This window comes from Stutzerimonas stutzeri SDM-LAC (genome assembly GCF_000235745.1).
Taxonomy (GTDB): Bacteria; Pseudomonadota; Gammaproteobacteria; order Pseudomonadales; family Pseudomonadaceae; genus Stutzerimonas; species Stutzerimonas stutzeri_H.
On sequence record NZ_AGSX01000060.1, the window covers coordinates 1 to 12069 of the forward strand.

Below are 12069 nucleotides of genomic sequence, written 5' to 3' on the forward strand. Positions count from 1 at the left end.
CGGCGCTCTGGAACAGAACGCAGTGGACAATGCGCAGATCATCCCGGTAAGCGTGTTCTGGGGTCGCTCGCCGGATCGCGAGACGAGCGCCTGGAAGCTGCTGTTTGCCGACAGCTGGGCCGTCACCGGACGGCTGCGCAGGCTGCTGAGCATCGTCATGCTCGGGCGCCAGACCCGCGTGCAGTTTTCCGCGCCGATCCAACTCAGTGAACTGGTGGCACAGAACAAGGGCCACGAACGCACCCTACGCATGGCCCATCGCATGCTGCGGGTGCATTTCCGCAACCAGAAGACCGCGGTGATCGGCCCCGACCTGTCGCACCGGCGCAACCTGGTCAAGGGCCTGGTACATGCACCGCAGGTGCGCCAGGCGATCCGCGAGGAAGCCGAACGGGAGAACATCTCCATCGAAAAAGCCGAGGCCAAGGCCTTGCGCTACGGCAACGAGATCGCCTCGGACTATGCCTACACCGCGGTGCGCTTTCTCGAGGTGGTGCTGTCCTGGTTCTGGAACAAGATCTACGACGGCATCCGCGTCAACCACATCGAGCAGATCCAGGATTCGGTGCAGGGTCACGAAGTGATCTACGTGCCCTGCCATCGCAGCCATATCGACTACCTGCTGCTGTCCTATCTCTTGTTCCGCAACGGCCTGACGCCGCCGCACATCGCCGCTGGCATCAACCTGAACATGCCGGTGATCGGCAGCCTGCTGCGTCGTGGCGGGGCCTTCTTCATGCGTCGCTCGTTCAAGGGCAACCCGCTGTACACCTCGGTGTTCAATGAATACCTGCACACGCTGTTCAGCCGTGGCTTCCCGGTGGAGTACTTCGTCGAAGGCGGCCGCTCGCGCACCGGGCGCATGCTGCAACCCAAGACCGGCATGCTGGCGATCACCCTGCGCAGCTACCTGCGCTCGCCGCGGTTACCGATCCTCTTCGTGCCGGTCTACATCGGCTACGAACGCGTGCTGGAAGGCCGCACCTACCTGGGCGAATTGCGCGGCGCACAAAAGAAGAAGGAGTCGATCTTCGACATCTTCAAGGTCATCGGCGCGCTCAAGCAGCACTTCGGTCAGGTCTGGGTGAATTTCGGCGAACCGCTCAGGCTCAACGAGTTTCTCGATGGGGAACAACCCGGCTGGCGCCAGCAGAACCTGGCGCCGGTTTACCGCCCCGAATGGCTCAGCGAAACCACCAATCGCCTCGCCACACGCATCGCCCAGCGTCTCAACGAAGCTGCGGCGGTCAACCCGGTTAATCTGGTCGCGTTGGCCATGCTCTCCACCAGCCGCCAGGCGCTGGATCGCCGTTCTTTGGCACGCATCCTCGACCTTTACCAGAACCTGCTACGCGCCGTGCCCTACTCGCCCCATACGACGCTGCCGGAGGGCAACGGCGAGGCGCTGATCGACTACGTAAAGGACCTCGGCCTGCTCGCCGAGCAAACGGATGCGCTGGGCAACATCCTCTATTTGGACGAGCAGAACGCCGTCCTGATGACCTACTACCGCAACAACGTGATGCACATTTTCGCCGTGCCGGCGCTGCTGGCGAGCTTCTTCCAGAGCAGCTCACGGATCAGCCGCGAGCAGATCCTGCGCTTCACCCTGGCGCTGTATCCCTACCTGCGGGCCGAGTTGTTCATGCGCTGGGAGCCGGAAGAGCTGGAGGCGGTGATCGACCAATGGCTGGCAGCGTTCGTCAAGCAGGGTCTGCTGAAACTCGATGGCGAAACCTATGTACGCCCAGCGCCGAGTTCGCGGCAGTTCGTGCTGCTGACGCTGCTGGCGCGGGTCATCGTGCAAACGCTGCAGCGCTTCTACATGGCGATCTCGCTGCTGCTCAACAGCGGCCAGCACAGTCTCACTGCCGAGGAGCTGGAGACGCTCTGCACGGTGATGGCCCAGCGGCTATCGATCCTGCACGGCCTGAACGCACCGGAGTTCTTCGACAAGAGCCTGTTCCGCCACTTCATCAAGAGCCTGCAGGACGAAGGCGTGCTGCATCAGGACGAAGCCGGCAAGCTCGGGCACCACGACAAGCTCGGCGAGCTGGCAGAAGGCGTGGCCAAGCGCGTGCTGCCGGCCGAGATTCGCCTGTCGATCCGCCAGGTGGCGCTGGAACGGCACGAGGAGGAAACACCGCTCGAGCAACCGGAGGGTGATCAGCCGCGCTGATCACGCGCCAACAGATTGCCATCGATAGCGGCCAGGCTCTTCACGCCACAGAGCGCCATGGCTACCGCCAGTTCGCATTGCAGGCCGGTCAGCAGCTGCGCGACGGCTGCCTCGCCGCCGGCAGCCAGGGCCCAGGCCCAAGGGCGGCCGATCATCACGCCCTGGGCACCCAGGGCGAGCGCCTTGAGAATGTCCACGCCGCTGCGAATGCCGCCGTCGAGCAGGATCGGCAAGCGCCCGTCGAGCGCCTCGGCCACCGCCGGCAGCTGACAAATAGTGGAAGAAACGCCATCGAGCTGACGCCCGCCGTGGTTGGAGAGAACGATGCCGTCTGCGCCGCAATCGAGCGCTTTCAATGCGTCGTCCGGCTCCAGAATGCCCTTGAGGATCAGCTTGCCCGGCCACTGCTGGCGCAGCCAGCGGATGTCATCCCAGGTCACGCAGGGATCGAATTGCGCGTCCAGCCAGGCCTTGAAGGCGCTCAGGTCGTTGGGGTCGGCCACCTGATCGGTGAGACTGCCGAAATGGTGAGGCTTGCCGCGAATGCCCACGTCCAGCAGCCAGCCCGGTCGCTGCGCCAGTTGGCTGGCCTTGGCCAACTTGCCGCGCCAGCCGGGGTCGAGCATGCCGTTGCGGATGTCGCGCCGACGAATCCCCGCAACCGGCAGGTCCACGGTGAGCAGCAGGATGTCGCAGCCATTGCCCTGCGCCTGTTGTAGCAAGCCCTGCACTGCTTCGCGGTCGCGCAGCATATAGAGCTGGAACCAGCACTTGTTCGCACTCGCCGCCTGCACCTCGGCCAGCGAGCAGATGCCCACGGTGGACAGGCTGAACGGCACACCAACCGCAGCCGCCGCGCGCGCGGCCTGGGCCTCGCCACGGCGTGCGTAGAGCCCGGCCATGCCCAGCGGCGCCAGCGCCAGGGGCATGCTCGCAGGCTGGCCGATCAGTTCGCAGCGGGTATCGGGATTGTCCACATCGCAGAGCACCCGCTGACACAGGTGCACATGCTGGAAGTCCCGGCTGTTGGCGGCCAGGGTGTGCTCGTCACCTGCACCGCCGTCGATGTAGTCGAACAGGAAACGCGGCAGCCGGCGTTCAGCCAGACGCCGGTAATCATCGCAGCTGGCAGCCAGACGGTGGCTCATGGCATCACCCTCCTCAACCGGTCACCCGACGCCACAATGCACGGCTCACCACCCGTACCTTGTCGCGCGGCGTGAAGCGTTTGAGGGTGGCCTTGACCACGCCTTCGGTGAAGCGCGTGCGCTTGCTGTAGTCAATGCGCACGTCGACCAGCACTGGCCTGCCCTCGCCGGCCAGCGCCATGGCGCGGGTGATGCCATCCATGCACTGCTCGTTGCTCTCGATGGCGACGAAGGCCGCGCCGGTGGCCTCGGCCAGCGCCGCGAGATTGAGCGGATGCAGCACCGTGCAGGCCTTGCGGTTGTAGGGAATCTCCTGCGCCTGAGCGATCTGCGACAGCTCGCCGTCGCTGAACACGAACAGTGCCACACCCAACCCCAGGCTGCTGGCGGTGACCAGCTCCAGTCCTGTCATGCGCAGCGCACCGTCGCCCACCACGCCCACCACTTGCCGGTCGGGATTGGCCAGCTTGGCGCCGATCATCCCCGGTACGCAGTAGCCCATGGCGTTGAAATCACTGGGCGAGATGAAGCCGCGCGGCCCATGGATGGGCATCAGTTCGGCCAGCAGGAACGTATGGTTGCCATCGTCGGCCACCACAATGGCCTCGTCGTTCAACTGCGCGCGCAGGGTCTGGCAGAACGCCGCCGGGTTCACCCGCCCACGGCTGTCGTGCTGCAGCCATTCCTTCACATAGGCTGCCTTGTCAGCAGCGATCCGCGCGGGTAGCGGGCTGGCCGGCGCCTCGCTGAGTAACGCCCGCACCTCGACCAGCAAAGCCGGAATCAACTGTTCCGCCGCACCAACCAAGGCGATGCGCGTGGGGTAGTTGGCGTCGAATACCCGGGGGTTGATGTCCAGGTGAATCAAGTTGTTCGGCACCGGCATGCTGTAGCTGCCGGTGGGGATTTCCGCAAAGCGCGTACCCACCGCCAGCAGGCAGTCGCACTCGGCGAAGGCATTGGCCGCCGCCGGCACCGCGTAGTCACCAAAACCCATGCCCACATGCAGCGGATGTGTGGCCGGAAAGGCGCTGAGCCCCTGCAAAGTGGTGCACACCGGCGCACCCAGCAACTCGGCCAGCTCGATCAGTTCCGCCTGCGCACCCACCGCGCCCCAGCCTAGGAACAGGCCGGGCTGGCGCACCTCGACCAGCAATCGCGCGGCTTCGCGCAGCTGCGCCGGGTCATGGCTGGGTGGCAGCGCCTCGGTGACGAAGGGTGGCATCTCAGCCACTTCGCCGAGGAAATTGCCGATGTTGTACGGCAGCTCGACGAACACCGGCCCCGGCTCGCCACCGGTGGCGATGCGGTAGGCCTGGTACAGCGTGGGAATGACTTCGGCATGGCTGAGAATGCGGAACGTCGCCTTGGTGATCGGCGCCAGCAGCGCGTGCTGGTCGATGTCGTGCAGCTGGTAACGCCGCCCGCTTTCGCTGTGGATGCCGCCGGAGATGATCAACATGGGAATGCCGTCCAGCCCCGCCTCGCCAATGCCGCTGGCGGCATGGGTGACGCCGGCGGCCGGCACGATCACCAGGGTGCCGATACTCGACCCGGTGCGGCTGAAGGCATCGGCCATGAAGGCCGCACCGCATTCGTGGGTCACCAGCACCGGCTGGATGCTGTCCGAGGCGTTCAGCTCGTCGTACAGCTCGGTGTTGTGTACCCCCGGAATGCCGAAGGTGTGGCTGACGCCCAGTTGTTCCAGGGCGAAACGTGCCAGTGCGGCGCCGCTTTTCTTCATGGTGGTGCTCCTTGTTCTTATGTGTGCGATGCGTAGCCGACGATAGCCTGCGCGGCGCGCCGGCCATTGAGGATGCAGTTGGAGAGAAAGGTGCCCTCCAGCGAACGAATGCCGCTGATGCCGCCCCCACCGAAACCCGCTGCCTCCCCCGCCGCATACAGGCCCGCTACCGGTTTGCCCTGGGCGTTGAGCACCCGCGAATGCAGGTCGGTAAGCATCCCACCCATGCTCTTGCGGCTGATCAGCCGGGTACGGATGGCGATCAGCGGGCCACCGCCGGAATCCAGGATCGGCTGCACGCGACAAGTGCGCAGACGGTCACCGCGCCACTGCCGCAGTTGCTGCAGACGGCGTAGCTGTTCGTCGTTGTACAGCGCCGGGCCGCGACGGATACCGGCGTCGTAGCGCTGTATCGCGGCGTCCAGCAGATAGGGGTCGAGTCGACCATCGCCCGCCAGCGCAGCCATGCGCCCGGCCAATTGCGGCAGGTCTTCGGCAGTCAGCACGTCGGGGCAACGGTCGATCATCCAGCGCACCAGTTCACGGTTGCCAGTGAACAACTGCCACAGCAGGCGCAGCAGCTTGCGGTCGCGAAAGTGCGGGTTGCTGTCAGTGCCGGAGATGGCCATTTCCTTGATCGCGATGCGCCAGTTCAGCAGCTGCCAGCCGTACTGACCGGGCAGATGGCCGATGCGCTTGCACTGGTCATGGGTATCGAAACCGCCGACTAGCGGCTGCGGGCCGATACGCCGGCCCGTGGCGTCGAGCCAGAGCGCCGAGCGCGAGGGAATCAGACTCAGGCCATGCTGCGGATACTGCGGTTCGGGATGGGCGATGCCGGCGGCGTAGTTCCACATGCGCCCGAGCTTGACCACCTGGCCACCCACCGCTTGGACCTGCTCATGCAGTGCGCCATCGGCGCGCGGGTCGGTGCCGTTGAGGATGTTTTCGGGAAAAGGACCGTAGAGTGGGTCCCAATGCTGACGCACCTTAGCCAGGTCACCGTTGATGCCGCCGCTGCACACCACCACGTGCTCGGCCTCGATACGGAACTCGCCCTCGGCGCTGCGCCCATGACAACCCACCACAGCGCCATTGCGCATTTCCAGCCCCAGCACGCGATGCTCGAACAGGCCACTCAGGCCGTCGTACTCGAACAGCTGCCGGGCCAGCGTCTGCGCAATCCCGCGTCCGCAGCCCCAGGCCACGTGGTAGCGCGGCAGCGAGTTGCCATCACCGAAATTGCCGCGCTCGACCCACTGCACCGCCGGAAAGAAGCTGACGCCGCGCTGGCGCAGCCAGTCGTAGATATCCGCCTTGTTGCGCTCGGCATAGTGCTCAGCCCAGCGCCGGCCCCATTTATCGTCGGGCTCGAAGGCGGCCACGCGCAGCCAGTCCTCCAGCAGCTGCTGCGGCGAATCCTGCACCTTGTTGCGCCGCTGCTCGGGGGTGCCACACAGCAGCATGCCACCGAAGGCATCGTTGGCCTGGCCACCGCAATGGCTGCGCGGCCCTGCATCCAGCAGCAGCACCTTGCGGCCCTGCTCGAGCAGTTCCAGCGCCGTACTGATTCCCGCCAACCCGGCGCCGATCACCAGGGTTTCACAACGATGAAGCACAGCGCTCATGGGGCCTCCTGGCATACACAGCGACACCATGAGACTAGGCTGATGCTCCCAATCCAGCCTGACATTTCACGAACACCAAGTTGACATATTGTGACTATCTGGCAGAAGTAGTGAACACTTCATTGCTTTTGTGGGAGCGGATTTATCCGCGAATTCCGCGGCTGAAGCCGCTCCCACAGGCGCCGCACACCCTTCAGGACCGCTTGCATGACCCAGATCGCCCGCAGCGCCGTATTTATCGGCTTCGACAGCCTGTGTCGCCGCCATGGCCTCAACCCTCACGAGCTGCTGCGCCGCTGCGAGCTGGACCCACTGGTACTGCGCCGTCCCGATCTCTATGTGCCCTACGCGCGCTTTGCCCAGGCACTCAACCTGGCCGCCGCCGAAGGCCCGGCGCCGAGCTTCGGCCTGCAACTGAGCGAGTACCATGACTACCTGGTGTTCGGCCCGTTCGGCCTGCTGTTGGCGCAGGCAGACAGCTTCGCCGAGGTACTCAAGCTTACCCAGCAGTACGTGCACCTGCATGCGCAGGGCATCTCGCTGCATCTGCAGACGCAAGGCGAGCAGCTGCGGGTCGAGTACCGCCTGCAATTGCAGGAGCCGGTGGACTTGCGCCAGCTGCGCGAGCTGGGCCTGGGCGTGACCCAGCGCACCATGGCCGGGCTGTTCGCCACTGAATGGCAACCGCGCCAATTACTGATCAGCCATGCAGCGCTGGGCGAGCCGCAGGAATATGCGCGGCTGTTTCCCTGCCCGGTGCTGTTCGAGCGGCCTTGCAGCGGTTTCGTCACCGACGCTGACATTTTTACCCTGCGTCCGGTCGAGCAGCGCAGCCAGCTCAAGTCGCACCTGATCGAACAGTTTCGCCACAACTCGCAGTTGCCGACGGACCACGTCGAGCGCACGCGCTACATCCTGCAGTCAATCCTCTCCACCGGCGAGGCCCGACTGGAGGTGGTCGCCAGCCTGCTAGGCCAACACCCACGCAGCCTGCAACTGGCGCTGCAACGCCAGGGCCACAGCTTTCGCAGCCTGCTCGATGAGGTTCGCTACGACGAGGCGCGCCAGCAACTGCGGCTTTCCGCGCAATCGATCACCGATCTGGCGCTGCACCTGGGCTACGCCGACGAGACGGCCTTCTCCCGTGCTTTCAAGCGCTGGAGCGGAGTGGCGCCGCAGCAATGGCGCAAGGCACATTTCAACGTCACATAGCGCGTCCGGGAGACCTGCTAAGCTCGCCGTATCACTGTCAGAGGATCTGTTCATGCGCCGCATCGCTATTCTTATCGCCGGCCTGTTGCTGTCTGCCGGCGCATTCGCGCTTTCGCTGTCCGATCTCAGCCAGGGCGACGCCAGCAAAGCCCTCAAAGATGCGCTCAGCCAGGGCACCAAAGTGGCCGTCCAGCAACTCGGGCAGCCTGGAGGTTTCAGCAACGATCCGGATCTGCGCATCGAGCTGCCTGGCACCATCGGCAAGGCCTCTCGCATGTTGAAGATGATGGGCATGGGCGCTCAGGTCGAGGAGCTGGAAACCGGCATGAACAAAGCCGCCGAAGCGGCCGTTCCCCAAGCGCAGGCTTTGCTGCTGGAGGCGGTGAAAAAGATGACGGTTGCCGACGCCAAGGCCATTCTTGCCGGCGGCAACGATTCGGCGACGCAGTACCTGAACAAAACCAGCCGTGACGAGATCCGTACCAAGTTCATGCCGATCATCAAGCAAGCCACCGACAAGGTCGGCGTCGCTCAGCAGTACAACGCGCTGGCTGGCAAGGCATCCGGGCTGGGCGCGATTGACTCCAGGTACGGCACTGTCGAGGGCTATGTGGCCGAACAGGCGCTCGATGGCCTGTTCGCGGTCATCGCCGAGCAGGAAGCGGCTATTCGCCAGAACCCTGCGCAGGCGGCAACGAGCGCGGCAAAAAAAGTGTTCGGCATGCTGATGGGTAACTGATCGAAAGGCTTCAAGGCTGCGCAACGATGTATCACGGGGAAAAATTCAACGCATGGACGCACTTGGCAGGTGGCGTGCTGGCGCTGATCGGGACGGTCTGGTTGCTGGTGCTTGCAGCCATGGATGGAGACCTCGCAAAAATCGTCAGCGTCGCTATCTACGGGTTCACCCTGGTCCTGCTGTACAGCACCTCGACGCTCTATCACAGCGTCCGTGGCAGCGCCAAAGCGGTGATGCAAAAGCTCGATCACCTGTCGATCTATCTGCTGATCGCCGGCAGCTACACACCGTTCTGCCTGGTCACGCTGCGCGGCAGCTGGGGCTGGTGGCTGTTCGGGATTGTCTGGTCACTGGCAATCATCGGCATGCTGCAGGAGATCAAGCCAAGGTCGGAAGCGCGGGTGCTGTCGATCATCATCTACGCCGTCATGGGCTGGATCGTGCTGGTGGCGGTCAAGCCGCTGCTTGCCGCACTCGGCACCGCCGGTTTCGGCTGGCTGGTAGCCGGCGGCGTTTCCTATACGGTCGGCATCATCTTCTTCGCCTACGACCAGCGCTTTCGCCACTGGCATGGCATCTGGCACCTGTTCGTCATGGCCGGTAGCCTGCTGCATTTCGTGGCCATCCTGCGCTACGTGGTATGACGGCGACTCATCCAGGTTCGCCTGTCACAGCTCATGCATCCGATTGACCTGCTGCGCCAGACGCATGGTCTCGTGCTCTTCGAGTTGAAGCATTTCGTCGAGCAGCTCACGCGCCTTGTCCAGCCCCGGGCGGCCTTCCAACAAGCGGTACAGGTCGATGATCCGGTTGTGAATGGCGAACACCTCGCGTGAGATATCGTCGACGCTCATCTGTGCATAGGCTTCGCTATCGAAGTCCAGCGCAAGGCGCTGGTCCTCTACCGCCTCATGCAGTCGGGCTTGCAGGGCGCGCGGATCGGCGTGCTCCTTGATCCGTGCAATGGTGTGGGTCAGCTCGTGCTCATGCTGGGCGAGATAGACCATCAGCATCTTGGCCAATGACTCGCTGCGCTCATCGGCGGCGTCTGTCATGCACTCGAAGAGCCGGGTATGAGCCTGGCAGGTCCAGTCGATCAGGTCTTCGCATCGTTCGATGTTCATACCACCTCCATCCGCCGCGTTTGATTGCCGAGCAGGATAGCCGGCAAGGTGCACGTCAAGCGGTGTCCTGATGCAAACACGTACAGCCTGGATTGGCCAGTGCGGGTAGTTGGTCGCCGCTGAGAGCGTGCAGCCATCATGCTCTGTAAGCCTGGCTCAAGCCAGCGTCCCCCGGCGGTATCAGTCACCTGGCCAGAACAGGATATCGAACGATGTCCAGCCGTCTCGGCTGCTGCAATGGACCTCGCCATGGTGCGCCTCGATGATCGAATGGGTAATCGCCAAACCCAGTCCGGCATTGTTTGGGCTGCCTTCACGGCGCGCCGGATCGGCGCGATAGAAACGGTCGAACAGTCGCGGCAAATGTTGTTCAGCAATGCTTGCCCCCGGGTTGCCAACCTTCAGCGACACACCTCGCTCGCTCGCCTCGATGTCCAGCCGGATCACGCCACCGCCGGGCGTATAGCGCAGCGCGTTGGACAGCAGATTGGACAAGGCGCGATGCAGCATGGCGGGCTCTCCCTGGATACGCGCATCGCCAGATAACACGAAGCGAATACGCTGCTCGTCGGCGGTCAGCTGGTAGAACTCCAGCAATTTCTCGCACAGCGCGCGAAGTTCGATCGGCTGCCGTTCGGGAACCACCAGTCCGTTATCGGCTTTTGCCAGGAACAGCATGTCGTCAATCATCCGCGCCATGCGGCGCAGCTCGTCCAGATTGGAATACAGGTTTTCCTGGTAGTCCTCGCGGCTGCGCGCACGGGTCAGAACCACCTCGGTGTGCGTCATCAGATTGGACAGTGGCGTGCGCAGCTCGTGGGCGATGTCGGCCGAGAAGTTCGACAGCCGCACAAAGGCGTCCTCCAGCCGCGCCAGCATCGCATTGAACGCCAGCACCAGCTGCTGCAACTCCGCCGGCGTCGACTCGGACGGAATGCGCTCGGTCAGCGACTTGGCCGACACCGATGCCGCCACCAGCGTCACCTCGCGCAACGGCCGCAGCCCACTACGTGCCAATAGCCAGCCGAGCCCGCCGCTGAGCAGCGCACAGAGCACCAGCGCGCCCCAGAGCCATCCCGCCAGCGTGTTCAGGAAGACTTGTTGCGTGGTGATATCGAGCGCCAACTCGATGCTCAGCGGACGACCCGCCACCTCGATGACGGCAGCCCTGCGACGCCACACCCGCGGCATGTCTGCGCTGACCGAACCATGCGCATGTGTTTCTACCGCGTAGGCGGCGCCGCTGGCGGCAAACAGCACCTGACCCTCGGCATCGACTATCCGCACCGCCAGGTCGCTATGCCCGCCTAGCAATGCCTGCAGTTGCGGCCGCAGCGCGTCGAACCCGGCCAGATCATCGAGGCCCCTCAGCAGCTGTCGGCTGGCCTGGAGCTTGTCTTCCAGCGTATGCCGATCCAGCTCGTCGAAGTGGTGCTGACTCAACTGGAAGAAAAAGAAGCCCGCCGCGCCGAGCACGCCTGTGACCGCGAGCATGAACATCAGGCTCAGCCTGGCGGTTAGCGACAACTGCTTCATCATGCTGGGTCCGGCTCGTCGATCATGTAGCCCATGCCGCGCGATGTATGGATGAGTTTGGGCTCGAAGCCCTCATCGATCTTCGTGCGAAGCCTGCGAATCGCCACCTCGATGACATTGGTGTCGCTGTCGAAATTCATGTCCCAGACCTGCGAGGCAATCAGCGACTTGGGCAGTACTTCGCCGCGGCGACGCAGCAGCAGCTCCAGCAGGGCGAACTCCTTGGCAGTCAGGTCGATGCGCTGACCGGCACGGACTGCACGGCGCTTGAGCAGATCCACGTCCAGGTCAGCAATGCTCAGTTGAATCTGCACGGCAGCGGCGCTGCCCCTGCGCAGCAAGGTTCGCACCCGCGCCAGTAGCTCGGAAAAGGCGAACGGTTTGATCAGGTAGTCATCCGCGCCCAACTCCAGGCCCTTGACCCGGTCTTCCACGCGATCACGTGCGGTCAGGAACAACACCGGCACCTCCTGCCCCGCAGCTCGAACCCTACGCAGCACTTCCCAGCCGTCCAGACCCGGCATCATCACATCCAGGATCAGCAGGTCGTAGGACGCGCTCAGCACGTGCTGCAGGGCGTCGGTGCCGCTGGTGACGCGATCGACAGAGAATCCTGCCTCGCTCAGGCCCTGCTGCAGGTAGGTTCCGGTTTTCGGTTCGTCTTCAGCAACCAGAAGCTTCATTCGGCTCGTCCTCTCTATCCGTCATCCAAGTCTGCCGGCAACACCTCGGACGGACCACAAGCTGACAAAAAAATAA

Annotated in this window: 10 protein-coding genes; 4 read left to right on the forward strand and 6 right to left on the reverse strand. The window is 63.9% G+C overall.

Annotated features, from left to right (window positions below; translation table 11 throughout):
* A partial coding sequence (gene plsB, locus PSTU_RS20545; protein ID WP_019340318.1) for a glycerol-3-phosphate 1-O-acyltransferase PlsB occupies nucleotides 1-2179 on the forward strand: 2179 nt, incomplete at its 5' end.
* Here plsB and PSTU_RS0106965 read toward each other — a convergent pair.
* Genes PSTU_RS0106965 through PSTU_RS0106975 form a run of 3 tightly spaced genes read right to left on the reverse strand, consistent with a single transcriptional unit; the run spans nucleotide 2167 to nucleotide 6699 of the window.
* Complete coding sequence (locus tag PSTU_RS0106965) at nucleotides 2167-3327, reverse strand: L-lactate dehydrogenase (protein ID WP_019340319.1); 1161 nt, start codon at nucleotides 3325-3327, stop codon at nucleotides 2167-2169. The genes plsB and PSTU_RS0106965 overlap by 13 nt on opposite strands.
* 13 nt (nucleotides 3328-3340) lie before the next feature.
* A complete protein-coding gene (locus tag PSTU_RS0106970) occupies nucleotides 3341-5071 on the reverse strand; it encodes a thiamine pyrophosphate-binding protein (RefSeq protein WP_019340320.1) in 1731 nt (576 codons plus the stop codon).
* 17 nt (nucleotides 5072-5088) lie between these two features.
* On the reverse strand, nucleotides 5089-6699 hold the full coding sequence (locus PSTU_RS0106975) for an FAD-dependent oxidoreductase (RefSeq protein WP_019340321.1): 1611 nt from the start codon (nucleotides 6697-6699) through the stop codon (nucleotides 5089-5091).
* 207 nt (nucleotides 6700-6906) lie between these two features.
* Here PSTU_RS0106975 and PSTU_RS0106980 point away from each other — a divergent pair, with 207 nt between their 5' ends.
* The 3 genes from PSTU_RS0106980 to trhA are packed head-to-tail and all read left to right on the forward strand — an operon-like array spanning nucleotide 6907 to nucleotide 9294.
* The gene (locus PSTU_RS0106980; protein ID WP_019340322.1) at nucleotides 6907-7911 is read left to right on the forward strand and encodes an AraC family transcriptional regulator; all 1005 of its coding nucleotides are present in this window, start codon (nucleotides 6907-6909) and stop codon (nucleotides 7909-7911) included.
* 52 nt (nucleotides 7912-7963) lie between these two features.
* Nucleotides 7964-8650: a DUF4197 domain-containing protein gene (locus PSTU_RS0106985; RefSeq protein WP_019340323.1), complete on the forward strand. Its 687-nt coding sequence runs from the start codon at nucleotides 7964-7966 to the stop codon at nucleotides 8648-8650.
* Nucleotides 8651-8676: 26 nt separating this feature from the next.
* The gene (trhA, locus tag PSTU_RS0106990) at nucleotides 8677-9294 is read left to right on the forward strand and encodes a PAQR family membrane homeostasis protein TrhA (RefSeq protein WP_019340324.1); all 618 of its coding nucleotides are present in this window, start codon (nucleotides 8677-8679) and stop codon (nucleotides 9292-9294) included.
* A 24-nt stretch (nucleotides 9295-9318) separates the two neighbouring features.
* Here trhA and PSTU_RS0106995 read toward each other — a convergent pair whose 3' ends face one another.
* The 3 genes from PSTU_RS0106995 to PSTU_RS0107005 all read right to left on the reverse strand — a co-directional run bounded on the left by PSTU_RS0106995 (nucleotide 9319) and on the right by PSTU_RS0107005 (nucleotide 11993).
* Nucleotides 9319-9774 (reverse strand): hypothetical protein, encoded by a 456-nt coding sequence (locus PSTU_RS0106995; RefSeq protein WP_019340325.1) that lies wholly within the window; start codon nucleotides 9772-9774, stop codon nucleotides 9319-9321.
* 180 nt (nucleotides 9775-9954) lie between these two features.
* Nucleotides 9955-11310: a heavy metal sensor histidine kinase gene (locus tag PSTU_RS0107000; protein ID WP_029404653.1), complete on the reverse strand. Its 1356-nt coding sequence runs from the start codon at nucleotides 11308-11310 to the stop codon at nucleotides 9955-9957.
* Nucleotides 11310-11993 (reverse strand): heavy metal response regulator transcription factor, encoded by a 684-nt coding sequence (locus PSTU_RS0107005; RefSeq protein ID WP_019340327.1) that lies wholly within the window; start codon nucleotides 11991-11993, stop codon nucleotides 11310-11312. The genes PSTU_RS0107000 and PSTU_RS0107005 overlap by 1 nt, the downstream gene beginning before the upstream one ends.
* Nucleotides 11994-12069 lie beyond the last annotated feature (76 nt).